The following is a 25,863-nucleotide window of genomic DNA, read 5'->3' on the forward strand; positions in this document are numbered from 1 at the left end:
AAGGAATCACCGTGAGCAGAAAACGGATCTTCGGCGTGGTCGTCCTGACCATGGCCGCGCTGGCACCGGCGGCGGGCTTCGCCGGTGCGGCACCGGCCGACCCTCTTCGCGCCATCAGCCCGACCGACGCCGCGCCCTTGCCGACGGGCGGTGTCCACGGTCAGAGCATCGGCGGCACCCCGGCCTCGGTGCAGGACCACCCGTACGTCATCGCCGCACTACGGGAAGGTGGCTCGCGGCCGAAGGGACAGAGTTGCTCCGGTTCCGTCATCGCGACGCGGAAGGTCCTGGTCGCGGCCCACTGCAAGGAGCTGGCGGGCGAGAAGAGTGTCCTTTATGGACTCGACGACCTGAAGAGCGCGGGCGGTACCCAGCTGAAGGCCGTCGACTACCAGACGCATCCCAAATTCACCCAGCCCTGGTACGGCTACGACGTCGCGGTGATCACCGTCGACGGCGACATCCCGGTGCCACCCGGCGGTTACGCGAAGGTCGCCACCTCCGCCGACACCGGCTTGGAGACGCCGGGTAAGGACGGGTTCAGCCTCGGGTACGGCAAGAAGGACATCAACGACTCCACTCAGGACGTCGCGCTGCACAAGCTGACGTTGCCGATCGTGAACGCGAATCAGTGCACCGGCGTGGAGAACGGCGTCGACCCGAAGACGATGATCTGTGCCGGCTACTCCGACGGTCGCAAGACCATCCTGCCGGGGGACAGCGGAGGCCCGTTCGTCGTCGGCGGGAAGGTCGTCGGAGTGGCGTCCTGGAGCCGCAGTGACTTCCGCTGGTACAGCGTCTACAGCAGGCTCAACAACGAGATGGGGGACTGGGTCGCCGAGCAGATCGGCGGCCAGCAGCCGGGTGACGCCTTCACCCTCGCGGCTTCGCCGTCGTCGGTGAAGGTCCTGCCGGGCAAGTACGTGTCGGCGAGTGTCACGAGCAAACCGGGCAAGAACGGCGCCGAGAGCATCACCTTGTCGGCGTCGGGGCTGCCCGAAGGTGCCAAGGCCACGTTCCAGCCCGCCACGATCAAGGCGGGCGAGGTGGCGAAGCTGACCATCGAGACCGCCACCGGCACCCCGGAAAAGGCGTACCAGGTCACGATTTCCGGTAAGGGAACCACCGAGACGGCCACCGCGGGCCTGTCGCTCACCGTCGGCGCCGGTGAACCTCCCGCCGGCGACCTGAAGGTGACCGTGAACCCGTCCGCCGGGTCCGGTCGCGTGGGTTCGCTGGTGACGGCCACCGTCACCGCGACCGGCGGCACCGGTTCGATCACGTTGTCCGCCAGTGGATCCGGGCTGCCGATCAACCCGATGTTCTCGCCGCGGACCGTGTCGAGCGGCGGCAGTTCGACCATGCAGGTCTTCGCGCCGTACCAGCCCGGCACGTACCCGATCACGGTGACCGCGAACGACAGCGGCGGCAAGACCACGACCACCACGTACACCCTCACCGTCCAGTGATCTTCGCCGAAACAGAGGGGACCTCCCATGCGTGACAAGACGAAAACCCTGCTGGCGCTCGGCCTGTTGAGCCCGCTGCTCGCCCTCGGCGCCGGAACGGCCGTCGCCGCCGAGGCCGAAGGCGTGGTGATCCCCGCCAAGGAACACTACGGCGACCAGTACATCGTCGTCCTCCACGACGTCGCCGCCGCGGGACAGTCGGCGTCGGCCGATCTGGCGAAACGGTACGGCGGTGAGGTCCGTTCGGTCTGGACGGCTGCCCTCCGCGGGTTCTCGGCCAAGAGCATGACCTCGGCCGAGGCGCGCAAGCTGGCCGCGGACCCGTCGGTCAAGGCGGTGTACGAAGACGGCACCGCACGCGGCACCGGCACCCAGCAGAACCCGACCTGGGGCCTGGACCGCGTCGACCAGAAGAACCTTCCACTCGACAAGGCCTACACCTACCCGAACGAGGGCGCGGGTGTCACCGCGTACGACCTCGACAGCGGCATCAACCCGTCGAACCCGGAGTACGAAGGCCGCGCCAGCCTCGGCAAGGATTTCCTGGGCGGTGACGGCAAGGACTGCCACGGGCACGGCAGTCACACGGCGGGCACGATCGGCAGCAAGACCTACGGCGTCGCGAAGAAGGTCACCATCGTCGGGCTGAAAGTGCTGGGCTGTAACAACTCCGGACCGGACTCGGGCATCATCGACGCCGTCGACTGGGTGACGGCCAACGCCAAGAAACCCGCCGTGGCGAACATGAGCCTGACCATGGACGCCCCCGGAGTCGGGGACGACGCGGTGAAGCGGTCGATCGCGTCAGGCGTCGTCTACGGCGTGGCGGCGGGCAATGCCTCCACCGACGCCTGCAACACGAGCCCGGCCAGGGTGCCCGAGGCGATCACGGTCAACGCCTCGGATTCCTCGGACAACCGGTCTTCGTTCTCCAACTACGGAAGCTGCACCGACATCTTCGCCCCCGGTTCGAACATCACGTCGCTGAGCCCGAGCAGCGGCGGTTCGGCGGTGATGAACGGGACCTCGATGGCGACACCGCACGTCGTCGGCGCGGCCGCGCTCTACCTGTCGGCCAACCCGGGCGCCACTCCGCAGCAGGTGCGGGACGCGCTGGTGAACGGCGCGACCGCGGGTGTCGTCAAGAACGCGGGCAGCGGCTCGCCGAACAAACTGCTGAACGTCTCGTCGATCGGCAGCGGCGGCCCCGGCCCGCAATGCGGCGCCAGGTCGAACACCACGCCGGTGTCCATTCCGGACGCCGGGGCGGCGGTGACCAGCTCCGTGACCCAGGAAGGCTGTGACGGCAAGGCTTCCTCGTCGCTGCCGGTGAAGGTGGACATCTCGCACACCTACACCGCGGACCTCGTACTCGACCTCATCGGGCCGAGTGGCAAGGCCTACCGGCTCAAGGAGTCCGGTGGTGTCGGTTCGGCCGCCGGTGTGCATGAGACCTTCACGGTCGACGCCTCCGGTGAGGCGGCCAACGGTACCTGGAAGCTGAGCGCGCAGGACGTCTACCGGTTCGACACCGGTTCGATCGACGGGTTCACCATCACGTTCTGAACCCACTGAGACTCGTCGGCAGGGCGGGAGGGAAAGCATCGGCGGGGCCGCTTCGGCGGTCCCGCCGATGTTCGTCCGCTGGGGGTGTCGCGAAAGTGGCTTTCGCGACACCTCGCGCAGGCGACGTTCGCCGTGGGTGGCTGCCACCCGGAGCCGTTGCGAAAGCCACGTTCGCAACCTTCAACGTTGCGAACGTGGCATTCGCAACATGCCCCGGCCCTGGTCCGGCAACCCCTTGGCAGTTTCCGGCCACCGGCCGAACCGTGCCTTGACAGCAACTAAGTACACCCTTAGTTTCCCCCTATAACTTTCCAAAGGGGGCGAGATGCCGAAGACCGGTGGCCGTCCGGCGACGATCGCGCGGGACGACATCCTGCGTGCCGGTCGCGAGCTGGGGATGCGCCGGCTCAGCGTCAAGGCGGTCGCGGTCCGGCTGGGGGTGACCGCGACCGCGCTGTACCGGCACGTCGACGGCCGATGGGGCCTGGAGCGGCTGGTCGGCGAGAGCATCCTGGCCGAGCTGCGCCTCCGGGACGATCCCCGGCACGGGCTCGAACAGCATCTGCTGTCCTTCGCCCTGCAGATGCGGGCCTTCGTGCTGGAGCATCCCGGCCTCGTCACCTACCTGCAGCTGCTGTTCCCGCGCGGCGACGGTGGGCAGCGCCTGCTGAACACCGAGGTCGACGCCCTCGTCCGCCGGGGCTACGAGCCCGCCGCGGCGATCGTGCTCAGTGGCGCCGTCGCGTCGCTGACCATCGCGATGACCGCGTCCGAGGAGAACGGCACGGCCGCGGAGGAGGCCGACGGCGACGGGCTGGACCGGGAGCGCCAAGCCGTCCGCGACCGGTTGTCCCGTGACGATCGGCTCGCCGGACCGTCCGCCACGTTGCCGGAGGTACCGCGGCCCGAGTACGTGCGGCTGCTGCTGACCGCGTCGATTCGCGGGCTGATCGAGTCCTGCCCACCGGGCAGGCCGGTCGCCGAGATGGTGGCCGATCTGGCGGCCACGGGGGAGGAATTGTGATGGCGCGCGGATTCCAGGGCGCGGTGATGCGGGGTTTCGGAGCCAGAGACCACGAAGCGACCGTCGTCGAAACAGAAGAGATCACGCCGCGTTTCGTGCGGGTTCGGTTCGTCTCACCGACGTTGTTCGAGGACGTCGTCGTGGAGCCGACGGCCTGGCTCCGGTTCTGGTTCCCGGATCCGGAGGGCGGCACGACGGAGTTCCAGCGCGCGTACACCCTCACCGAAGCCGATCCGGAGGCCGGCACGTTCGCCATCGACGTCGTGCTCCACGAGCCCGCCGGACCCGCCTCGCGGTGGCTGCGTGAAGCGCGGCCCGGAGCGAAGGTTCCGGTGATGTCACTGGGTTCCTCGTCCTTCTCGGTCCCAGCCGAACCTCCGGCCGGGTACCTGCTGATCGGCGACTCCGCCTCGATCCCCGCGATCAACGCGATCCTCGCGGTGGTCCCGGCCGAAATACCGATCGAGCTGTACCTCGAAGAGCACGACGAGACCGACCGCCTGATCCCGCTGGGGGAGCACGCGAGGCTGACCGTGCACTGGGCGCCGCGCCTCGACGCGACCTCGCTGGCCGCGGCGATCGAGACGCGCGACTGGTCGGACTGGCAGGCCTGGATCGCGACGGAAGCCGGTTCGTTCAAACACCTGAAGACGCGGCTGCGCGAGACGTTCGGCTTCCCCAAATCCGAGGTGCACGGCCGGGCGTACTGGTACTACGGCCGGGCCATGGGCGCTTTCCGCGGGGAGAAGGAAGAGCCGGCCGCTGAAGCCCCGGAGCCGGTCAAGGAGGCACCCAAGGGAGCATGGCGGGCACAGGCGGCCGGACGCCTGCTCGCGCCGGTGCGGCGGACGCTGATCTTCGCCGGGCTCCTGCAGGCCGTCGTGACGTTGATCGGGCTCGCGCCGTTCGTGCTCCTGGTGGAACTGGTCCGGCGGTTGCTCGCGGGTGGTGAATCGCTGTGGGCACTCGGCATCGCGGCACTGGTGCTGCTGGGCGTGGGAACACTGCTCGAAGCCGCGGTCGTGCTCTGGCTGCACGCGGCCGACGCGCGGTTCGCCCGCGATCTGCGGCAGCGGCTGCTGGGCAAGCTCGCGCGGCTGCCGCTGGGCTGGTTCACCGCACGCGGCTCGGGCACGATCGCGAAACTCGTGCAGGGCGACACGCTGTCGCTGCACTACCTGGTCACACACGCCGTTCCCGACGCGGTGGCGGCCGTCGTCGCGCCGGTCGCGGTAATGGCCTACCTGTTCGCGGTGGACTGGCGGCTCGCGCTCGTCCTGCTCGTCCCGATCCTCGTCTACCTCGTCACCACGTCGATCATGGTCGTCCAATCGGGGCCCAAGACCGGCCAGGCGATGCGCTGGGCGGAACGGATGGCGGGCGAGGCGAGCGCGTACCTGGAGGGGCAGCCGGTGATCCGCGTGTTCGGCGGCGCCGCGGCTTCGTCGTTCCGGCGGCGGCTCGACGAGTACATCGGCTTCCTCGGCGACTGGCAGCGTCCGTTCACCGGCAAGAAGACCATGCTGGACTTCGCCACCAGGCCCGCGACCTTCCTGCTCCTGATCACCGGGGTCGGCACACTGATGATCTCGGGTGGCGGCATGGACCCGGTGACCCTGATCCCGTTCCTTCTGCTGGGCACTACGTTCGGCGCGCGCCTGCTGGGTATCGGGTACGGCCTCGGCGGTGTCCGTGAAGGGATGCTGGCCGCCCGCCGCGTCCAGGTCGTACTGGACGAACCCGAACTGTCCACAGCGGAGCTGTCGGACCGGGATGGCGTCGAGCCGGGCACGGTGGAACTGGACCGCGTGGGTTTCGCCTACCGCGCCGGCGTTCCCGTGCTGGAGGACGTCTCCCTGACCCTGCGACCCGGCACGGTGACCGCGCTGGTCGGCCCGTCGGGAGCGGGGAAGTCGACCCTCGCCGCACTGGTCGCGCGGTTCCACGATGTCACCGAGGGCGCCATCCGGGTCGGCGGCCGAGACGTCCGCGCCTTCGCCGCCGACGAACTCTACGGCCGGGTGGGATTCGTGCTGCAGGATCCGCAGCTCGTCCAGGGCACCGTGCGGGAGAACATCGCCCTCGCCGTTCCCGGCGCGACCGAAGACCAGGTCGTCGCCGCGGCCCGCGACGCGCAGATCCACGAGCGGATCCTGCGGTTGCCCCAGGGTTACGACACCGTCCTCGGTGCCGGTTCCCAGCTGTCGGGCGGTGAACGCCAGCGCGTGGCCATCGCCCGCGCGATCCTCACCGACGCCCCCGTCCTCGTCCTCGACGAGGCGACCGCCTTCGCCGATCCCGAGTCGGAGTACCTCGTGCAACAAGCACTCGACCGGCTCACCGAGGGCCGGACCGTCCTGGTCATCGCCCATCGGCTGCACACCGTCACCGGCGCCGACCGGATCGTGGTCCTCGACGGCGGCAAGATCACCGAAAGCGGGACCCACGAAGAACTTCTCGCTTCGGAAGGGCGGTACGCCCGCTTGTGGCAGGCCGGCGCCGGTGCGGAGGTGACGGCGTGATCCGCACACTTCTGGGCCTGATCCCCGGCACGAAACGCGCGGTGTTCCGGCGTTATGCCGTGCTCGCCGTGCTGTCGGTGCTCCTGCGCGCCTCCGGTGCCGTGCTGCTGGTTCCGTTGGTGGGCGCCTTGTTCGGCGCGGAACCCTCGGACGCGTTGCCCTGGCTGGGTGCGCTCGCGGTCGCCACCGCGGCGGGCTGGGCCGTCGACGCCGTCGTGGGGCGGCTCGGGTTCGAACTCGGCTTCGGCGTGCTGGACCACGCCCAGCACGACGTCGCCGAGCGGCTGACGGACGTCCGTCTGTCCTGGTTGGACAGTGAGCACACCCAGACCGCCCGCCAGGCCATCGCCGCCACCGGCCCCGATCTCGTCGGCCTGGTCGGCTACCTGTTCACCCCGCTCATCGGCGCGGTCCTCCTGCCGATCGCGATCGGGCTGGCTCTGCTGCCGATCGCCTGGCCGCTCGGCGTCGCCGCGCTGGCCGGCGTCCCGGTGCTGCTGGGCGCGCTGTGGGCGACCGGCCGGATCACCCGCCGCGCCGACCGTGCGGCGGCCGGCACGAACACCACGCTGACCGAGCGGATCGTCGAGTTCGCCCGCACCCAGCAGACGTTGCGCGCGGCCCGCCGCGTGGAACCCGCACGCAGTCACGCCGGTGCCGCGCTCGCCGCGCACCACGGCGCGACCGTCCGGCTGCTCCGCCTGCAAATCCCGGGGCAGGTGCTGTTCGGCGTCGCCGGTCAGCTGGCGCTGGTCCTGCTCGCCGGGACGACCGTCCTCCTTGCCATGCGAGGCGACTTGAGCCTGCCCGAGGCCGTCGCGTTGATCGTCGTGATCGCCCGGTACCTGGAACCGTTCACCGCGCTCGGCGATCTCGCTCCCGGCATCGAAACCGCCGCCACCACCCTCGGCCGCATCCGCGCCGTGCTCACCGCACCGATCACCCCGTCAGGGGAGGCCGCCGCACCGGCCAAGGCGCCGTGGATCCGGTTCGAGAAGGTCGGTTTCCGATACGCGCCCGGCGCCGAGAACGTACTGGAGGACTTCGACCTCACCCTCGAACCGGGGACGACGACGGCGATCGTCGGACCGTCCGGCTCGGGCAAGAGCACCGTCCTCGCGCTGCTCGCCGGTCTGCACCAGCCCACCAGCGGCCGAGTGCTCGCCGGCGGAACCGACCTCGCCGGCTTGTCCGCGGACGGCCGCCGGGATCTCGTCACCGTCGTCTTCCAGCAGCCGTACCTCTTCGACGGTTCGGTGCGCGACAACGTGCTCGCCGGTGACCCCTCGGCGAGTGACGAGAGGGTCGCCGAGGTCGCCGAGCTCGCGAGGGTGGACGAATTGCTGGAGCACACGGCCGTCGGCGAGGCGGGCGGCGCGCTCTCCGGCGGCGAGCGGCAGCGGGTGTCCATCGCCCGCGCGTTGCTCAAACCGGCGCCCGTACTGCTGGTCGACGAGGCCACCAGCGCGCTGGACACCGAGAACGAGGACGCCGTGGTCCGCTCGCTCAGCGCCGATCCCGTGCCGCGGACGCGAGTGATCGTCACCCATCGGATCGCCGGGATCCGGCACGCGGACCGGGTGCTCTTCCTGGCGGACGGGCGGATCGCGGAGGACGGCACTGTCGAAGAACTCCTTGCCAGGAAAGGACGTTTCGCCGAGTTCTGGCGCCGTCAGATCGATGCCACCGGCTGGAGGATCACCGCGAGATGACCCACACACAAGGTGCGCCGGAATGGGTCGTGACCCGCGACGGCAGACGGCTCCACGCGATGGTGCACCCGGGGCCGGAGGGGGCGACCGGGCCGACCGTCGTGTTCGAGGCGGGAGCCGCCGCCACCCGGTCGTCGTGGGCGGCCGTTCAGCCGGAGGTCGCCCGATACGCCCGCGCGATCGTCTACGACCGGTCCGGGCTCGGCCGCAGCGCCCCTGACCCGGGCGGCCGCACGCTGCGGCGGATGGCCGACGACCTCAACGACGTCCTCGATCATTTCGGCCAGGGGCCGTACGTCCTCGCCGGGCACAGCGCCGGCGGGCCGATCGTGCGGCAGGCCGCCGCCCGCCGCCCGGAGCGGATCGCCGGGCTGGTGCTGGTCGACCCGACCGACGAGGCGGCGGATGTCCTCTTCGGCCGCGCCTTCCGCACCGGTGAACGCGTCATGCTTCCGGCCGGCGCCCTCCTCGCGCGGCTGGGCCTGCTCAAGGTCGTCTTCCGCGGCCTGCTGCGGGGGATCCCGGACGACGTCCGCCGCGACCTCGAACGGGAGGCGTTCACCGTCGGGACGGTGCGGACCCAGCGGGAGCAGGCCCGCACCTTCCTCGACGAACTGGCCCTCTGGCGGCAGGATCCGCCGGTACTCGGCGACATCCCGGTCACCGTGGTGTCCGGCGGCCTCGGCGGAGGCGGATTCTCCGCCGGCATGAGGGCTCGGGCGAACGCCTCCCACGCTCACCGGGTGAGCCTCTCGCCTGCCGGCAGGCACGTCATCGCGGAGCGGTCCGGCCACTACGTCCCGGTGACCGAGCCCGACGTGATCGTCCGCGAAATCGTCAGGATGACGTCAGCGCCCGCCTGAGTTCTTCGTAGGTCGGAGCGAGCGTCCGGAGGGTCGCGGCGGCACGCGCGTCGTCCTCGACGACGAGGTCGTACTGCAACGAGCCGATCAGCCGGGCCTGCGTGGTGAGGACGGCGGCGGCCTCGTCGCGGCCGATCCGGCGCAGGCACGCCGCGGCGTCCGCTGTGCGGCGAGCGCCGAGGCGGACCACGAAATGGACGAGCAGCCCGCGCAGTTCCGGGTCGCAGCCGTCGCCGATCCGCGCGGCGAGCGCGAGTGCCGCGTCGCCGTTGCCGAGCGTGCCAGGCGGGAGCCCTGCGTCGTTCTCCCCGCTGAGCCGCCGGATCGCTCTGGGGAGCGACGCCACGATCGCGGCCTCGTCCTCGACGAAGGTGTGCCGCACGAACTTCGTCCGCATCGTGTGCGGTTTGCCGTAGGTGACCGTTTCCGCGCGCCAAGCGGCGGCGAAATCCGCTCGGGGGATCCGCGCGTACGGATATCCCTGCGGGTCGTGAGCGGTGACGGACTCGTCGTCCGCGCCGAGCGCGACCAGGAAATGGTCGGCGCCGACCGGGCCGGTCATCCCCGGCTGGTGTCGCAGGTGTCCCATTTCGACCGGGCCGAGCAGGACCGGGCCGTCGGCGAGGCTTTCGACGAGCCGGGTGAAGGCGGTGTCCGGGTCCGGCTCGCTCGTCGTTTCCGCGAGCCAGCCGAGGGCGTCGAGGGCCTCGCCGATACCGAGATCGGGATCCCAGCCGAAGGCGTCGAAAAACGGCAGCGAACCGCCGATCAGCTGCATGCCGAAGGGGCTGCCGGTCACGGTTTCGAGTACGTCGGCGCCCGGAGCCTCGGAGCCGAGCATCATCGCGAGGGAATGGGCGTAGCAATAAGGGCCGGAGCCGCGATAAGGAAGATCGATCACGTGTTCGACAATGCCGGTTTTCGGGTGAAAACGCCACCCCTCGCCGCGTCCGTTGTGGACAGTGAATTCATCACCCGTCCGGGGGTTTCGGGGGCACTCAACGGGTTTTATCCAGGCGACACCGCTGGTCCCGGTTGCCGTCGGCGATCTTGCCGCTCCAGGATGACCACGACTTGAGCTCGCTGTCCCCGCCGTCCTGACCTGGGCCGACGGAAGCGAGGGGTGAGGCGGAGGCGGCATGGCGGAACGTCGTGGGCGGAATCGGTGGCGCCGGGGCATGGCGGTGCTCACGACGATCGTCGTGGCTCTGCTGATGAATGCCCCGGTACCCGCGAACGCCCAGATCCAGCCTCGTGGAGCGGGTACCGAACGGCCGATCGGGCCGGAGCCGGTGTACTCGGGGCTGGCGCACGGTGGCATCACGATGGCGGCCAACTCCGTCGTGCAGTGCGCCGTCGGCGTGGTCTGCAACGAGTCCGCGAGCAACGCGAGCCCGGTGGCGTGGATCAAAACCGACCCGGCCGCGCCGGGGAACACCGCCTCCGCGGCGAACCTGAACGTCCCGGCCGGCGCGAAGGTGCTCAACGCCCGGCTGTACTGGCAGTTCAACCCGGTCGCCAGCAGCGGGACCTCCGGCGACGGGAACCGGGGCAACCAGGTCTCCATGAAGGCCCCGGGCTCGAACTCCTACCAGCGGATCACCGCCGAAACCTACGACTGGTTCCCCGCGACCACCACGGGCGGGTTCCCGACCCTGTACGCCTACGGTGGCGCCGCCGACGTCACGTCTCTCGTGGAGGGCGCCGGTACCGGGCAGTACACGGTGGCCGACATCCAGGCCTGCCAGGGGCAGTCGATCAGCGGGACGAACCTCGGCTGCTGGGGTGGCTGGTCACTGGTGGTCGCCTACGAACTGCCCAGTGAGCCGCTGCGCTACCTGCAGGTGTGGGACGGTTTGCAGCGAGTCGCCGGCGGTTCCACGCCGAGCTCGGCGACCATCGCGCTGAGCGGCATCAAGGCGCCGACCTCGCGTCAGCCCAACGTCGAACTCGGCATCGTCGCCGGTGACGGCGACGCGCCCATCACCGGCGACTACCTCCAGGTCGGCCCGGACGCGTCCAGCCTCCAGACCATCGCCATGCCCGCGCCGGGCGGCGTGGCGACCAACAACGCGTTCAGCAGCCGCATCGACCGGGTCACGGCCACCGGTTCGGGCACCAACGTCACTTCGCGCGTGCCCAACCCGGTGAACAACGTCGGCTACGACTCCCGGAGCATCGACATCACCGGCAAGGTCCCGGCGGGGACCACCGCGCTCCAGGTGAAGATCGGCACCGTCGGCGACGCGCTGTACCCGCAGACGATCTGGCTCGTCACCGACGCGCTCGAACCCGACCTCCAGATCACCAAGGCCAACGACCCGATCGGCAACACCGACGACAACCCGCCGGGCTACGTCACCAAGGGCGGCGAAGTCACCTACAGCTTCAACGTCGCCAACCGGCACGCCGACGGCAGTGTCACCGACCTCGACACCGCGACGAACGTCGTGCTCACCGACATCCTGCCCGACGGCGTCACGTTCGTGGCCGGATCCAATCCGAACTGTTCGGCGGCCGGCCAGTTGGTCACCTGCAACCTGCGGAACCTGAGGCCGGGGCAAGCGCAGAAGGTCGACTTCAAGGTCAAGGTCGGTGCCTCGGTGCCGGACGGCACCAAACTCGACAACACCGCCAAGCTGACCTTCCGCGGCGAGGACACCGGACGGCCGCAGGAACGCACGTCGAACACGGTGCGGAACACGGTCACCTCGCCCGGATACCAGCTGACGAAGACGGTCGACCTCGCCGAGGCGATCCCGGGCGACACCCTGACCTACCAGGTGGCCGTCCGGAACACCGGGGTGATCCCCGTGCCCGCGTTCACGGTGCGCGACACCTTGCCACCGGGAACGACCTACGTTTCGTCCAGTCCGTCGAAGGGCACCGCGTCCGGTACCGGCCCGATCGAGTGGGCCGTGAACGGCCTCGCCGTCGGAGAGACGGCCACGCTGACCGTGCGCGTGAAGGTCGAAGAGGCCGCCATCGGCAAGGAGCTGGTGAACCGCGCGAACGTCCCGATCGGGCCGCCGCCGGTCGTCCCGCCGGACAACCGCTGCCCGGACGATCCCGCCGCCGCGTGCGCGAAGACCAAGGTGCCGTCGCCGTCGTACACGGTGACGAAGACCGCGGACAAGGAATCCGCGAACCCCGGTGACGTCGTGCGCTACAAGGTCACCGTCGCCAACACCGGAAAGGTCACCGCGGCGGACCTCAAGGTCGTCGACGATCTGACCGGGGTGCTGGACGACGCGGTCTATCAGAACGACGCCACCGCGAAGCCCGGTGCAGTGTCCTATGTGGAACCGAAGCTGACCTGGACGGGCACGCTCGCCGCGGGGGAGAGCGCCGAGTTCACGTACACGGTCAAGGTCAAGAGCCCGGACACCGGTGACAATCGGCTGAAGAACGTGGTGTCGTCGGAGACTCCGGGTGGGAATTGTCCGCCGGGTTCGACGGATCCGAAGTGTGGCACGACGACGCCGGTGTCGGGTCTGTTGATCGAGAAGTCGGTCGACAAGCAGTCGGCGAACCCCGGTGATGTCGTGAAGTACACGGTGACGGTGCGGAACACGGGGCAGACGAAGATTTCCGGTGCGACGTTCACCGATGATCTGACGCAGGTTCTCGATGACGCCGCCTATCAGAATGATGGCGCGGCGACGGTCGGTGATGTGTCGTATGCGGCGCCGGAGTTGACGTGGACAGGTGATCTGGAAGTCGGTGCCACGGCGACGGTCACGTACACGGTCAAGGTCAAGAGTCCGAACACGGGCGACAACGTGCTCAAGAACGCGGTGTCGTCGGAGACTCCGGGTGGGAATTGTCCGCCGGGTTCGACGGATCCGAAGTGCGGGACCACGACGCCGGTGTCGGGTCTGGTGATCGAGAAGACTGCGGACAAGCAGTCGGCGAATCCGGGCGATGTCGTCAAGTACACGGTGACGGTGCGGAACACGGGACGGACGAAGCTGACCGGCGCCACCTTCACCGATGATTTGACGCAGGTGCTCGATGACGCCGCCTATCAGAACGATGGCGCGGCGACGATCGGCGGTGTCACGTATGCGGCGCCGAAGTTGACGTGGACGGGTGATCTGGAAGTCGGTGCCACGGCGACGGTCACGTACACCGTGAAGGTCAAGAACCCGAACACCGGCGACAAGAAACTGTCCAATGTGGTCACCTCGGAGACGCCGGGCGGAAACTGCCCGCCGGGCTCGACCGACCCGAAGTGCGGGACCACGACGCCGGTGTCGGGACTGACGATCGAGAAGTCGGTCGACAAGCAGTCGGCCGACCCGGGCGATGTCGTGAAGTACACGGTGACGGTCAAGAACACCGGCCAGACCATGCTGACCGGTGCGACGTTCACCGATGATCTGACGCAGGTGCTCGATGACGCCGCCTATCAGAACGATGGCGCGGCGACGATCGGCGGTGTCACGTATGCGGCGCCGAAGCTGACCTGGACCGGCGACCTCGAAATCGGTGCCACGTCGGTCGTGACGTACACGGTGAAGGTCAAGAGTCCGAACACGGGCGACAACGTGCTCAAGAACGTGGTGTCGTCGGAGACTCCGGGTGGGAATTGTCCGCCGGGTTCGACGGATCCGAAGTGCGGGACCACGACGCCGGTGTCGGGTGTGGTGATCGAGAAGACCGTGGACAAGCAGTCGGCCAACCCAGGCGATGTCGTGAAGTACACGGTGACGGTCAAGAACACGGGGCGGACGAAGCTTTCCGGTGCGACGTTCACCGATGATCTGACGCAGGTTCTCGATGACGCCGCCTATCAGAATGATGGCGCGGCGACGGTCGGTGATGTGTCGTATGCGGCGCCGAAGCTGACCTGGACCGGCGACCTCGAAATCGGTGCCACGTCGGTCGTGACGTACACGGTGAAGGTCAAGAATCCCGCCCCGGGCGACAAGAAACTCATCAACACGGTCACGTCGGAGACTCCGGGTGGGAATTGCCCGCCGGGTTCGACGGATCCGAAGTGCGGCACGACGACACCGGTGTCGGGTCTGCTGATCGAGAAGACTGTGGACAAGCAGTCGGCGAATCCGGGCGATGTCGTGAAGTACACGGTGACTGTCACCAACACCGGCCAGACGAAGCTGACGGGTGCGACGTTCACCGACGACCTCACGCAGGTTCTCGATGACGCCGACTACCGGAACGACGGTGCGGCGACGGTCGGTGGTGTCACGTATGCGGCGCCGAGGCTGATGTGGACCGGCGACCTCGGCGTCGGCGAAACGGCGACGGTCACGTACACGGTCAAGGTCAAGAACCCGGACACCGGCGACAACCGGCTCAAGAACGTGGTGACCTCGGAGACGCCGGGCGGGAACTGCCCGCCGGGATCCACGGATCCGGACTGCGGCACGGAAACCCCGGTGTCGGGCCTGGAGATCGAGAAGACCGTCGACAAGCAGTCGGCCAACCCAGGCGACATCGTGAAGTACACGGTCACGGTCAAGAACACCGGTCAGACGAAGCTGACCGACGCCACCTTCACCGACGACCTGACCCAGGTGCTCGACGACGCCGTCTACCGGAACGACGGTGCGGCGACGATCGGTGGTGTCACCTACGCGACGCCGAAGCTGACGTGGACCGGCTCGCTGGAGATCGGGCAGACCTCGACCGTCACCTACTCGGTCCAGGTGAAGAATCCGGGCGACGGCGACAAGAAGCTCGTCAACGCGGTCACGTCCGAGACCCCGGGCGGGAACTGCCCGCCGGGCTCGACCGATCCGGCTTGTGGCACGACCACCCCGATCTCCGGACTGCTCATCAAGAAGACCGCCGACAAGAAGTCGGTCGAACCCGGAGACACGGTGAAGTACACGATCACCGTCACCAACACCGGGCAGACCAAGCAGGACGCGGCCACCTTCACCGACGACATGACCGAAGTCCTGGACGACGCCGACTACCAGAACGACGGCGCGGCGACCATCGGCGGCGTCACGTACGCGGCGCCGAAGCTGACGTGGACCGGTTCGCTGGAGATCGGGCAGACCTCGACCGTCACGTACACGGTCAAGATCAAGAACCCGAACCCCGGTGACAAGAAACTGTCCAATGTGGTCACTTCGGACACCCCGGGCAACAACTGCCCGCCGGATTCGACCGACCCGAACTGCGTCGCGGACGTGCCGTCGCGAGAACTGACGGTCAAGAAGACGGCGGACAAGCAGACCGCGAATCCGGGTGACGTCGTCACCTATACGGTCACGGTCACCAACACCGGCAAAGTCGACCTGGTCGGCGAGGATGCCGCACGGGTCACGGACGACCTGTCCGAGGTGCTCGACGACGCCGACTACGCTGATGACGCCACGGCCGTCCCGGTCGCCGGGACGTTCGCCTTCACCGCGCCGAACCTGGTGTGGGCGGGCGATCTCCCGGTGGGTGCTTCGACCACGCTGAAGTATTCGGTGAAGGTGAAGAATCCCGTGACCGGCGATCACGAACTGCGGAACACCGTCAGCACCAACACCCCGGGCACCTGCCCGCCGCAGTCCGACGACCCGGCGTGCTCGACCGTCACTCCCGTTCCCGGCATCTCGCTGGAGAAGAAGGCGGACAAGGCCACGGCGAACCCGGGCGACGTCGTGAAGTACACGGTGACCGTGCGCAACACCGGCAAGACGAAGCTGACCGGCGCGACGTTCACCGACGACCTCACCGAGGTGCTCGACGACGCGGTGTTCCAGAAGGACGGTACGGCGACGATCGGTTCGGTGACCTACGAGGAACCGGAGCTGACCTGGACCGGCGACCTGGAGGTCGGGCAGACGGCGACGGTCACGTACAGCGTCAAGGTGACCAAGACCGACGGCGACGGCAAGCTGACCAACGTCATCACCACCGACACTCCGGGTGGCAACTGCCCGCCGGGCAGCAAGGACCCGAAGTGCGGGACGACGACGCCGCTGTCCAGCCTGAAGATCAAGAAGACCGTCGACAAGGCGGAGGCGAAACCGGGCGAGGTCGTGACGTACACCGTCACGGTGGTGAACACCGGGCAGGCCACAGTGGACGACGCGACGTTCACCGACGATCTGACCCAGGTGCTGGACGACGCCACCTTCGACGGCACGGCGAAGGCCAGTACGGGAGCGGTCACCTACTCCGCGCCCAAGCTGACCTGGAAGGGCGTGCTCAAGCCGGGGGAGAAGGCCACCGTCACCTACGCCGTCACCGTGCGGAAGCCGGCGACCGGTGACCACCGCCTCCGCAACGTCGTCACGTCGGACACCCCTGGCGGCAACTGTCCGCCGGGTTCGGCGAACCCCGACTGCGGCACCGACACCCGGGTGCCACCGGAGCCGCCGACGCCGCAGCCGCCGGAGAAGCCGAACCCGCAGCCGCCGACGACCCCGCGTCCGCCCGGACTGGCCGTGACCGGCTCACCGGTGAAGACGATGACGGTGCTGGCGCTGGGCATGCTGGCCATCGGCGCGCTGCTGCTCCTCGCCGGACGGAGGCGCCGAGAGTCCTAGGCACGCTGGTGATCCGGGCGAGTCGCGCCGGGGTCGTGAGTGATAAAGAGCGTTAGAACGACCATTACCACTCACGACCCCAGTGCGACCGTCACGCGGTCTTCGGTACCGCGATCAGCGCTTCGACCTCGACGACCAGCTCCGGCTTCGCCAGCGCCGCCACCACGATCAGCGACTGGGCAGGCCAGTCCGCTTCCGGATACCAGCGGGTGAAGGTCTCGCGCATCGCCGTGCGGAACCCGGCGAGGTGCTCGGTGCCGGAAAGCATGCTGAACACCTTGACCAGGTGTTCCGGTCCGCCGCCCGCGGCTTCGAGCAGCCGTTCGAGGTTGGCGAGCAACGCCCGGGTCTGGGATTCGGCGTCGGGTCCGGCGAGTTCGCCGTCCGGCCCGACGCCGATCTGGCCGGACACGACGACGAGTTCGTGATCGGCGGGGACGCGGACCAGATGGCTGTACGGGCCGATCGGCGCCGCCACGGTCTCCGGATTCCAGCGCTGGATCATCGGTCCCCTTCTCTCGTCCACTGAGGAAATCGTCTCCAAGGTACCGATGATTCCGGGCCGCGCCGGGAGTCTCACCTTCGACGACGACTACTGGAGGGACTCCGGATGCCGAATTCAGGAACGAAGACCGAGCTCTGGCCGCTGATCCACGCCGAGCGGGCAGCACTGGCCAACGACCTCGCGGAGCTCACCGAGGAGCAATGGAGAACACCGTCGCTGTGCGAGGGGCTGACGGTACGCGAGGTGCTCGCGCATCTGACCTCGGCCGCGAGCCTCACCCCGCTGCGGTGGATGGCCGGTGTGGTCCGCTGCCGGTGGGATTTCGACAAGCAGGTCGCCATGCGGCTGGCCGAGCAGCTGGGGGACGACGGCGCCGAGACACTGGAGCGGTTCCGCGGCGTCGTCACCAGTACGACGAAACCGCCCCTGCCGAAGATGGCGATGCTCGGCGAGACGATCGTGCACGGCGAGGACATCCGCCACCCGCTCGGCATCCGCCGCGATCACCCGGTCGACGTCCTCACCGCGCTGGCCGGGTACTACCGAGGCTCGGACATGGTGGTGGTGGCGAAGGGACGCATCGGCGGGCTCCGGCTGCGAGCCACCGATGGCCCCTTCGCCACCGGGACCGGACCGCTCGTCTCGGGCACGACCTTGGCGCTGATCATGGCCATGACCGGACGGGCGGCCCACCTCGCCGAACTCGACGGCGACGGGGTCCCCATCCTGCGGAAGCGGGTCCTTCCTCAGGACTGAGACTCGAGGGGCAGGCCCGCGCCCGCCCAGTCCTCGATACCCTCCCGGTACTTGCGGACGTCGGTGTAGCCGAGGGCGGTGAGCCGGTCGGCGACCTGGCCGCTGTTCGGGCAGCCGGGGTTCGAGCAGTAAGTGACGATGGCGGCGCCGCGATCGAGCAGCACGGTCGCGGCGTGCGCGTCGACGTCGGCGAGGACCAGGGGAACGGCGCCGGGCAGATGCTGCTTGGCGTAGTACTCGCCACCCAGTGTGTCGACCACCGTCACGGTCTTCGCGTCGATCGCGGCCTTCAAATCATCACGGGTGACGAGTGCGGTCATGTCGCTACCTCCAGTTAATCGGACTATAGTCCGGATGTGCCTCGCGACCATAACGGACCGCAGTCCGCTTCTGCAACCTCCCTGGAATTCCTGTGTACGCCGCCGCTCAAGGAGCGCGCCGACGCCGCCCGCAATCGGGCCGCGATCCTGGACGCGGCGGCGGCGCTGTTCGCCGAGCACGGCGTCGAAGCGGTGTCGATGGATCAGGTGGCGGCGGCCGCCGGCGTGGGCAAGGGCACGCTCTTCCGCCGCTTCGGGGACAAGGCGGGGCTGGCCGTCGCCCTGCTGGACGCGCGGGAACGACGGCTCCAGGAAGGGATCCTGCACGGCCCGCCCCCGCTGGGCCCCGGAGCTTCGCCGGTCGAACGGCTCGTCGCCTTCGCCGACGCGTACGTCGATTACGTGCTCGAACACCTGCCACTGGTGCGGATGTCGGAGACCGCCGCGCCCGGGGCGCGCTACCGCATCGGGGCCTACCGGTTCTGGCACCGGCACGTCGCGCTCCTGCTCGACGGCACGCCCGACCCCGAGCACGCCGCGCACGCCCTGCTGGCCCCGCTCGCGGCCGAACATCTGACCGCGTTGCTGCCGGAGCTGGGGGAGGACCGCGTCCGCGCCGGGATCACGCGCCTGTGGCGGCGGGCCGGATCCCAGTAGGGTGTCGGCGAGACCCGGGAGTGTGTCGATGAGGGTGGAGAGCTGGAGGTACCGGACGGCCAGGCAGGCCGTGCCGGCGCTGCTCGCCGCCGTACTGACCGCGCTCGGCCTGTTCCTCGCGCTCCATACGGGCGGTTTCGCTTCGGCGGACGAGCCGCACGGGGCGAGCACGACGGTCGACTCCTCGGCCTCCAAGGCCGTCAATCCGGTGCGCGCCGCGGGCAGGCTGGCCGCCGAACCCGCGCTCCTGGGTGTGCACGGTCACGGTGACCTGCCTCTCTTCGGCACCGTCCCGCACGGACCGGCGTCCACGACGCTGCTCCGCCTCAGCGAACTCCACGACGACGTCACCCCTCCTTCACGCGCGGCGAACCGCCTCGCGCTGGGGGATCGCGCTCCTCCTTTCCCGGCAGCCGTCTGACGCTGACGGGCGCGCGTCCGCGTGCCCGAACCGGGAAACCCTTGAGGAGAAGACTTCGTGCCGCGCGAAACCGCGCGGCGAGGCATGACCGGGCGAGCCGTCGTCTCGCTGGTCGTCCTCGCCGCGACCGTGTACCTGTTGCTGACCACCGCCCCGCGCCTGGGGCTCGATCTGCGTGGTGGCACGCAGATCGTGCTGGAGACCAAGGATTCGCCCACCGTCACCGCCGACGCCCAGACCACCGACCGGACACTCGAGGTGCTGCGCCGCCGGGTCGACGCGCTCGGTGTCGCCGAGCCGATGCTCGCCCGCTCCGGTGACAACCGGATCATCGTCGAACTGCCCGGCGTGCGGGATCCGCGTGAGGCCGTCGAGGTGATCGGCCGCACCGCGCAGCTGTCCTTCCATCCCGTGCTCGCCACCGCTTCAGGCGACTCCCGTGTCCTCAACGACGAGAGCGGGCAGCCGATCACGCTGGGGCCCGCCGCGCTGACCGGCGAAGGCGTCGACGAGGCACTCTCGTCGGTCGATTCCCAAGGCGGCGGCTGGCTCGTCTCCGTCGACTTCAAAGGCGACGCCGGCCGTGCCTGGGAGCGGCTGACCGGGCAGGCCGCCTGCTCACCGCCGGGTGATCCGGCGAGGCGGGTGGCGATCGCGCTCGACGACAAGGTGATCTCGTCGCCGCAGGTGAGCCCACAGGTCGCCTGCGGGGTCGGGATCGTCGGCGGGAGCACGCAGATCACCGGGCGGTTCTCGCCGGCCGAAGCCAAGGATCTGGCGCTGCTGATCAACGCCGGCGCGCTGCCGACACCGGTCGAGATCATCGAGCAGCGGACCGTCGGGCCCACCCTCGGCGCGGCGGCCATCGACGCCAGCGCCCGTGCCGCCGTGATCGGCCTGGCACTGACCGCGCTTTTCCTGCTCGCGGTGTATCGCCTGGCCGGGCTGATCGCCGTCGGCGCACTCGTGGCGTACGCCGCCGTGTCCTATGCCGCGCTGCTCGCCGTCGGCGCGACACTGACCTTGCCGGGCCTCGCCGGCTTCGTCCTGGCGATCGGCATGGCCGTCGACGCGACCGTGCTCGTCTTCGAAAGGGCGAGAGAAGAACACTCCGTCAAACAGGGAGGTTCGCTGCCGCGGTCGGTCAGCCGCGGGTTCAGTGGCGCGTTGTCGGCGATCGTCGACTCGAACGTGACCACCCTGCTCGCCGCGGGGCTGCTGTTCTGGCTGGCGTCCGGCCCGGTGCGCGGATTCGGGGTGACGCTGTCCATCGGCGTCGTCGTGGCGTTGTTCATCTCGCTCGTGCTCACGCGTTGGCTGCTGCACCTCACGATGCGAGGCGTGGTCGCGCGCAAACCGCGGCTGTCCGGGCTCACCCACGAGGGCCGGGTCCGGCGGTGGGTGAACCGCCGTGATCCGGGATTCCTCGGGAAACCCCGCCGCTGGCTGATGGTCGCGGGCGCGGTCGTCATCGCCGCGATCGCGGGACTGTTCGTGGCAGGCCCGAACCTCGGCGTCGAGTTCACCGGCGGCAGGGTCATCGAATACAGCACCTCGGCGCCCGCCGACGTCGAGCGGGTCCGGGACGCGGTCTCCGAAGCCGGATTCCCTCGCGCCGTCGTGCAGACGTCCGGGGAAAAGGGCATCTCCGTCCGCACCGAACCGATCGACGAGGACGCCACCGAACGGATCCGGACCGCCGTCGCCGGGGTCGCGGGCGACGCGACCGAGATCCGCGACGAGCAGATCGGCCCGAGCCTCGGCGCCGAACTGCGCACCAAGGCGGTGCTCGCGCTCGGCCTCGCGGTGCTGGCGCAGCTGATCTACCTGGCGGTGCGGTTCGACTGGCGGCTCGGTGTGGCCACGGTGGCCGCGCTCGCGCAGGACGTCCTGATCATCCTCGGGATCTTCGCCTGGCTGGGCAAGTCCATGGACGGTGTCTTCCTCGCCGCGCTGCTGACGGTGATCGGCTACTCGGTCAACGACTCGGTGGTGGTCTTCGACCGGGTGCGGGAGGTACGGGGGCAACGCCGCAAAGAGCCGTTCTCGCGGGTCGTCGGCACGGCGGTCCTGCAGACGCTGCCGAGGACGATCAACACCGGGATCGGGGTGCTGTTCGTCCTCGGGGCCCTGCTGTTCCTCGGGGACGGCTCGCTGGCCGACTTCGCCCTCGCGCTCCTGCTCGGTCTCGTCGCGGGCACAGTGTCCACAGTGGCCACTGCCGGTCCCGTCGCGATCCTGCTCGACAAGCGGTGGCCCGGCGCCGGACGTCCCGTCCGGAAGGCGTCGCCCGCACGACAGCGGGACGACAACGGCGCGGTGGTGTGATCGACGTTCCTTTGTGGACCGCCGCACTCGGTCCGGCCTCTAAGCTCGTTCCCGGTGGCAGGGGAGTCCACCGGGAACGAGGGACGGGGAGATGATCCAGAGCGTGCTCGTCGGCGCGGTCGTCGTGCTGGCTTGGACGATGACGGCGGCGCGGCTGGAGCGGTGGCAGATCACCGCGCCGATGGCGATGGTCGCGGCCGGGCTGGCGATCGGGTTCAGCACCCGCAACGATCTCGGCAACGGGCTCAACACCGAGATCGCGCTCAACGCGGCGGAACTGATCCTCGCGCTGCTGCTGTTCGTGGACGCCACCGCGGTCAAGGGCGGCTATCTCGGCCACGACGCCAAGACCGCGGTGCGCCTGCTGCTGATCGCGCTGCCGCTGACCATCCTGATCGTCATGGGTGTCGGCCTGCTGGCGCTGCCGGGCCTCGGCTGGGCCGCGGTCCTGTTGATCGCCTGCGTCATCGCCCCGACGGACTTCGCGCCGGCGACGTCCGTGGTGCACGACGTCCGGGTGCCCGAACGCGTGCGGCATTTGCTGAACGTCGAGAGCGGCTACAACGACGGCGTCGTCGCCCCGGTGTTCATCTTCGCGCTCACCCTCGCGGGGAGCCACCACCAGGCGAACACGCCGGGCGAGGCGTTGCAGACCGCGATCCCGGCGGCGTTGCTGGCCGTGCTGGCGGGCTCCGTCATCGGTGCGGTGGCCGCGGTGGCGATGAACGTGACGGCCAAGCACGGCTGGTCGACCCGGCATTCCGCGCGGGTCGCGGCGGTCGCCCTGCCGCTGCTGACCTACACCGCCGCCGTCGCGATCGGTGGTAACGGCTTCGTCGCCGCGTTCATCTGCGGGATCGCCTACAAGACCGCGCGGCACCCCGGCGAAGACGAAGTCGGGCTCGCTGAGGACGTCAGTTCGCTGTGCGGGCTGCTGATGTGGTTCGTCTTCGGCAGTACCGCGGTGCTGGTGCTGTCCTTCGGCCTCACCTGGGGCATCGTGCTCGTCAGTGTCGTGGCACTGACCGTCGCGCGGCTGATCCCGGTGCTGCTCACCTTGCTGCGGACGGACTTCCGGTGGCGGGACCGGCTGACCATCGGCCTGCTGGCCCCGCGTGGCGCGGCGTCGATCGTGTTCGGCCTGCTCGCCTTCAACTCACTCGACGGGGACGCGGCGGACGTCGCGTTGAGCGTCATGGCGGTGACCGTGCTGCTGAGCGTCGCCGCGCACGGTGTCGGGGCCTCGGCGTTCCTGAACCGCAAGTCGAAGAGACACTGATCCCGCTGGTCAGCCGTTCATCGCCTTCCGGATGGCCGCCTCCAGCTCTTTCACGTGCTTGGAATTCATGCCGCCGTAGGTGAAGGTGTTCATGTCGACCTTGTCGGCGTACATGGGCACGTCTTCGACGATCGTCTTGGACGCCCCGTTCACTTCGAAGACGAGCATTCCCGGTTTGAACGCCGTCGGCGGGATGTTCTTGATACCGCTGATCTTCTCGACGGTGAACGTGTGCTTCTTGTAGTTGAGTCCTTTGACCGCGGCCTTGATCGTGACCGTCCGGCCGCTGAAGCTGATGGAACGGCGTCTGGCGTGGATGTGCACGAACCCTCCCCTGGGCGCGAAAGAAGGCACTCTAGGAGAGTGGAATCGGGGGGAGCGGGCGTCGTTTCCGAACCGTTATCGGCTCAGCCGCCCGCCGTCTCCACGTCGTCCACGGTCAGGTCGTACGGCGCGGCACTGGTCCACAACGCCTCCGCCTCGCCGAGGAAGGTCCGGTACGCCGCGCCGTCCGCGGGCTGCAGCACGAACTTCGGCTCACCCGCGGCCTGGTAGGTGTAGTACTCGGCGAACAGCGCGGTGCCGGTGACGATCGCTCCCGTGGCGACGGGGTGCGCGACGAGCCGGACCGTGAGGTCGCCACCGGTCGAGCGTTTCAGTTCGGCCAGCACCCGCAGCGTGTGGAGGACCCGCTCTCGCGCGCTTTCCGGAGACTGCACGGCGTAGTACCGGGAGGCCGCTGTGCCGATCGCGGGCGAATGCGGGTCGATCAGCACGAACCGGATCTTGGCGCCGGCCCGCAACCGTTCTTCGAGTTGGCCGTAACCGTTGTTCACCAGGGTGTTGCGGGCCATCCCGGTGATCAGGAGTTCGCTCGTGCCGTCGATCGCCTCGGCGAGGGCGGGGCCGAAGTCCTCGCTGAACACCGGGCGGCGCGCCCGCGCGACCTGGTCCGCGGGGGACAGCGGCCAGGGTGTGCCGTCCTCCCACAGCCGTTCCGCCTCGCCGGCGAAGTGCCGGTACCAGGGAGCGTCCTTCGGTTCCACTGTGAACACCGGCGCGGCCTCACCACTCGGCCGGTATTCGTAGTGCTGCACGCAGATCAGGCCCCGTTTGCCGGAGACGTCGAGACAGTTGAAACCCGCGGACGGGATCCGCGACGACACCCGGATCTCCAGCCTGCCGCCGGTCCTGCTCTTCAAGGACGTCAGCTCGTCCAGGGTCGCCAGGATCCGTTGCCGCAGCCGCCCCTGTCCGAGACCCTGGGAGATCCGGCGATCGGCGATGGCGACGAGCTCTTCGTCGGTCGGATCCAGCACCAGCACCCGGATCCGTCCGTCCGATTCGAGGATCGACCGGATGTCACTGCGCATCCCCTGCACGGTCCGGGTCATCGAATGGCCGACGAGCAGGATGTCGAACGCCGCCGCACGCCGGGAGATGAGATCAGCGGGGAATTCCGGTTCGAAGAACGACGCCGGGCCACCCCGGTTGGAGTCGCGGACCTGTTCGGTCAGCCGCCGCGAGCGGATCTGGGAGAAGGCGAGCAGGGCCAGCAACGCCGTCACCACGGACGAAAGCGTTTTGACGTCCGAGATCCCGGTCGCGCCGAGGACGGTGAACGCCAGTGCGACGGTGCCCAGTACGTACAGATCCAGGTTGTCGTCGGTGATCACGCGCGCCAGCGATCGCCGGATCCGTCCACGCTCCGCCACTGAACCCCCTCGTCGCCGGTTCCGTGGACACGGTATCGGCCGGAGCCCTGGCGTGTCCTGGATTCCTGACATCGATGGCATCGCCGAACCAAGCGATACGAAGCCATTTGGCTCAATCGTTTGTCTGGTCCAGTCCAGTTATGTCTACTAACGTAGAGGGATGGAGCTGGAACTGCGCCACCTGCGCATCATGTGCGCGATCGCCGAACTCGGGAGTATCACCAAGGCGGCGAACACGCTCGGAATGGCGCAGCCTGCACTGACAGCACAACTGAAGCGCATCGAACGGACCCTCGGCGGGAAGCTGTTCCTGCGCGACCACACGGGTACCCGGCCGACCGCGCTCGGCCTCCTCGTCCTCGACAGGGCGAAGATGGTGCTCCCCGCCGTGTCGTCGCTGCACGACGAGGCGGCGCGGCTCGCCCAGCACGCCGGTACCGGTGAGCCGGTGACCCTGCGGCTCGGCTCGGCGACGGGGCCGATGCTGGGGGCGCTCCTGCAGCGTCTCGGCACCACCCATCCCGACATCCATGTCGCCACGCATACGTCGTGGTCGGCCAACAAACTCGCGGACATGACCGCCGAGGGCGCGCTGGACTTCGCCTTCGTCGGCGTTTGCGGTGACGCCGCGCCGCCGCCGGAGCCCGGCCTCCGCTGGCGGACGCTCGCGCATCATCCGGTGTTCGTGCTGATGTCGGCGCGGGACGAGCGCGCGCAGCGGCCCGAGGTCGAGCTCGGCGCGCTCGCGAACGAACGGTGGTGCGCGACGCCGGGTGACGGCTGTTTCGGCGACTGTTTCGCCTCCGCTTGCGCGAGATCGGGGTTCACACCGCGTTCGTTGTACGAAACCGATGTGCTGACGTGTATCGAGATGGTCGAGTCGGGACACGCGGTGGTGCTGTGCCAGCCGCTGTTCCACGAGATCCCGGGCATCGTCGCGGTCCCGATCGCGGGGAATCCGCTGAGCTGGCGGAACCTCGTCGGCTGGTCGGAGCGCGGGGAGATGGGTCCCTTCGCCGCGGAGATGATCGCCCTGTCCCGCGCGGTGTACGGCGAACTGATCGACCGGCGGCCGACCTACTCGAAGTATCTGGAGTTGAACCCGGGGTACGGCGTGGACTACACGGACGCCGGGATGCGCTGACCTGCGCGAAAGCGGTCAATAGGTCCAGTCCACTGGGGTGGATATGACCTAAATGGTATGTA

At 69.0% G+C, this 25,863-nt stretch carries 18 protein-coding genes; 13 read left to right on the top strand and 5 right to left on the bottom strand.

The window, feature by feature from the left end:
* Window positions 1-11 precede the first annotated feature (11 nt).
* The 6 genes from BLW75_RS00090 to BLW75_RS00115 all read left to right on the top strand — a co-directional run bounded on the left by BLW75_RS00090 (window position 12) and on the right by BLW75_RS00115 (window position 9,156).
* Entirely contained in the window at window positions 12-1,469 is a 1,458-nt protein-coding gene (locus tag BLW75_RS00090; protein ID WP_034316763.1) for a trypsin-like serine protease, read from the top strand.
* A gap of 27 nt (window positions 1,470-1,496) precedes the next feature.
* Complete coding sequence (locus BLW75_RS00095) at window positions 1,497-3,035, top strand: S8 family serine peptidase (RefSeq protein ID WP_034316761.1); 1,539 nt, start codon at window positions 1,497-1,499, stop codon at window positions 3,033-3,035.
* 325 nt (window positions 3,036-3,360) lie between these two features.
* On the top strand, window positions 3,361-4,059 hold the full coding sequence (locus tag BLW75_RS00100; RefSeq protein ID WP_034316759.1) for a TetR/AcrR family transcriptional regulator: 699 nt from the start codon (window positions 3,361-3,363) through the stop codon (window positions 4,057-4,059).
* A complete protein-coding gene (locus BLW75_RS00105; RefSeq protein ID WP_034316755.1) occupies window positions 4,059-6,581 on the top strand; it encodes an ABC transporter ATP-binding protein/permease in 2,523 nt (840 codons plus the stop codon). Before BLW75_RS00100 ends, BLW75_RS00105 begins: the two co-directional genes overlap by 1 nt.
* On the top strand, window positions 6,578-8,293 hold the full coding sequence (locus BLW75_RS00110; protein WP_034316935.1) for an ABC transporter ATP-binding protein: 1,716 nt from the start codon (window positions 6,578-6,580) through the stop codon (window positions 8,291-8,293). The genes BLW75_RS00105 and BLW75_RS00110 overlap by 4 nt, the downstream gene beginning before the upstream one ends.
* Complete coding sequence (locus BLW75_RS00115; RefSeq protein WP_034316753.1) at window positions 8,290-9,156, top strand: alpha/beta fold hydrolase; 867 nt, start codon at window positions 8,290-8,292, stop codon at window positions 9,154-9,156. Before BLW75_RS00110 ends, BLW75_RS00115 begins: the two co-directional genes overlap by 4 nt.
* Here the strand turns inward: BLW75_RS00115 and BLW75_RS00120 are convergent.
* Window positions 9,131-10,057 (bottom strand): hypothetical protein, encoded by a 927-nt coding sequence (locus BLW75_RS00120; RefSeq protein ID WP_034316750.1) that lies wholly within the window; start codon window positions 10,055-10,057, stop codon window positions 9,131-9,133. The two genes, BLW75_RS00115 and BLW75_RS00120, sit on opposite strands and share 26 nt — an antisense overlap.
* Window positions 10,058-10,295: 238 nt before the next feature.
* On the opposite strand from BLW75_RS00120, the gene BLW75_RS00125 reads away from it, so the two are divergent.
* Window positions 10,296-16,676: a DUF7927 domain-containing protein gene (locus BLW75_RS00125; RefSeq protein ID WP_091596356.1), complete on the top strand. Its 6,381-nt coding sequence runs from the start codon at window positions 10,296-10,298 to the stop codon at window positions 16,674-16,676.
* 91 nt (window positions 16,677-16,767) lie between these two features.
* On the opposite strand, the gene BLW75_RS00130 is transcribed toward BLW75_RS00125, so the two are convergent.
* Window positions 16,768-17,181, bottom strand: coding sequence for a RidA family protein (locus BLW75_RS00130; protein WP_034316746.1), 414 nt, complete (start codon window positions 17,179-17,181; stop codon window positions 16,768-16,770).
* Between the two features lie 105 nt (window positions 17,182-17,286).
* On the opposite strand from BLW75_RS00130, the gene BLW75_RS00135 reads away from it, so the two are divergent.
* A complete protein-coding gene (locus BLW75_RS00135; RefSeq protein ID WP_034316742.1) occupies window positions 17,287-17,937 on the top strand; it encodes a maleylpyruvate isomerase family mycothiol-dependent enzyme in 651 nt (216 codons plus the stop codon).
* On the opposite strand, the gene BLW75_RS00140 is transcribed toward BLW75_RS00135, so the two are convergent.
* Window positions 17,928-18,257 (bottom strand): rhodanese-like domain-containing protein, encoded by a 330-nt coding sequence (locus tag BLW75_RS00140; RefSeq protein ID WP_034316738.1) that lies wholly within the window; start codon window positions 18,255-18,257, stop codon window positions 17,928-17,930. The two genes, BLW75_RS00135 and BLW75_RS00140, sit on opposite strands and share 10 nt — an antisense overlap.
* An 81-nt stretch (window positions 18,258-18,338) precedes the next feature.
* Between BLW75_RS00140 and BLW75_RS00145 the strand changes: the two genes are divergently transcribed.
* From BLW75_RS00145 to BLW75_RS00160, 4 genes are all read left to right on the top strand, one after another.
* The gene (locus tag BLW75_RS00145) at window positions 18,339-18,914 is read left to right on the top strand and encodes a TetR/AcrR family transcriptional regulator (RefSeq protein ID WP_034316932.1); all 576 of its coding nucleotides are present in this window, start codon (window positions 18,339-18,341) and stop codon (window positions 18,912-18,914) included.
* A 28-nt stretch (window positions 18,915-18,942) separates the two neighbouring features.
* Window positions 18,943-19,335 (top strand): hypothetical protein, encoded by a 393-nt coding sequence (locus tag BLW75_RS00150; protein ID WP_241783841.1) that lies wholly within the window; start codon window positions 18,943-18,945, stop codon window positions 19,333-19,335.
* A gap of 57 nt (window positions 19,336-19,392) precedes the next feature.
* Window positions 19,393-21,663 carry a protein translocase subunit SecD gene (secD, locus tag BLW75_RS00155; RefSeq protein WP_091596361.1) on the top strand — a complete coding sequence of 757 codons (2,271 nt, stop codon included), beginning with the start codon at window positions 19,393-19,395 and terminating at the stop codon, window positions 21,661-21,663.
* Window positions 21,664-21,754: 91 nt separating this feature from the next.
* Window positions 21,755-22,942, top strand: a complete 1,188-nt coding sequence (locus BLW75_RS00160; RefSeq protein ID WP_034316729.1) for a cation:proton antiporter — start codon at window positions 21,755-21,757, stop codon at window positions 22,940-22,942.
* Window positions 22,943-22,951: 9 nt separating this feature from the next.
* Here the strand turns inward: BLW75_RS00160 and BLW75_RS00165 are convergent, their stop codons facing one another.
* Window positions 22,952-23,266: a hypothetical protein gene (locus tag BLW75_RS00165; protein WP_034316725.1), complete on the bottom strand. Its 315-nt coding sequence runs from the start codon at window positions 23,264-23,266 to the stop codon at window positions 22,952-22,954.
* A gap of 83 nt (window positions 23,267-23,349) precedes the next feature.
* Window positions 23,350-24,657 (bottom strand): DUF5919 domain-containing protein, encoded by a 1,308-nt coding sequence (locus BLW75_RS43280; RefSeq protein ID WP_241783839.1) that lies wholly within the window; start codon window positions 24,655-24,657, stop codon window positions 23,350-23,352.
* 160 nt (window positions 24,658-24,817) lie between these two features.
* On the opposite strand from BLW75_RS43280, the gene BLW75_RS00175 reads away from it, so the two are divergent.
* Window positions 24,818-25,801, top strand: a complete 984-nt coding sequence (locus BLW75_RS00175) for a LysR family transcriptional regulator (RefSeq protein WP_034316722.1) — start codon at window positions 24,818-24,820, stop codon at window positions 25,799-25,801.
* The last annotated feature ends 62 nt before the right edge of the window (window positions 25,802-25,863 follow it).

It is taken from the genome of Amycolatopsis lurida, from assembly GCF_900105055.1.
Lineage (GTDB): Bacteria > Actinomycetota > Actinomycetes > Mycobacteriales > Pseudonocardiaceae > Amycolatopsis > Amycolatopsis lurida.

Bases quoted from the DNA above. Each gene is read 5' to 3' on its own strand.
- BLW75_RS00095 (WP_034316761.1), top strand. From the start codon at position 1,497: ATGCGTGACAAGACGAAAACCCTGCTGGCGCTCGGCCTGTTGAGCCCG.
- BLW75_RS00100 (WP_034316759.1), top strand. From the start codon at position 3,361: ATGCCGAAGACCGGTGGCCGTCCGGCGACGATCGCGCGGGACGACATC.
- BLW75_RS00105 (WP_034316755.1), top strand. From the start codon at position 4,059: ATGGCGCGCGGATTCCAGGGCGCGGTGATGCGGGGTTTCGGAGCCAGA.
- BLW75_RS00115 (WP_034316753.1), top strand. From the start codon at position 8,290: ATGACCCACACACAAGGTGCGCCGGAATGGGTCGTGACCCGCGACGGC.
- BLW75_RS00125 (WP_091596356.1), top strand. From the start codon at position 10,296: ATGGCGGAACGTCGTGGGCGGAATCGGTGGCGCCGGGGCATGGCGGTG.
- BLW75_RS00130 (WP_034316746.1), bottom strand. From the start codon at position 17,181: ATGATCCAGCGCTGGAATCCGGAGACCGTGGCGGCGCCGATCGGCCCG.
- BLW75_RS00135 (WP_034316742.1), top strand. From the start codon at position 17,287: ATGCCGAATTCAGGAACGAAGACCGAGCTCTGGCCGCTGATCCACGCC.
- BLW75_RS00140 (WP_034316738.1), bottom strand. From the start codon at position 18,257: ATGACCGCACTCGTCACCCGTGATGATTTGAAGGCCGCGATCGACGCG.
- BLW75_RS00150 (WP_241783841.1), top strand. From the start codon at position 18,943: ATGAGGGTGGAGAGCTGGAGGTACCGGACGGCCAGGCAGGCCGTGCCG.
- BLW75_RS00160 (WP_034316729.1), top strand. From the start codon at position 21,755: ATGATCCAGAGCGTGCTCGTCGGCGCGGTCGTCGTGCTGGCTTGGACG.
- BLW75_RS00175 (WP_034316722.1), top strand. From the start codon at position 24,818: ATGGAGCTGGAACTGCGCCACCTGCGCATCATGTGCGCGATCGCCGAA.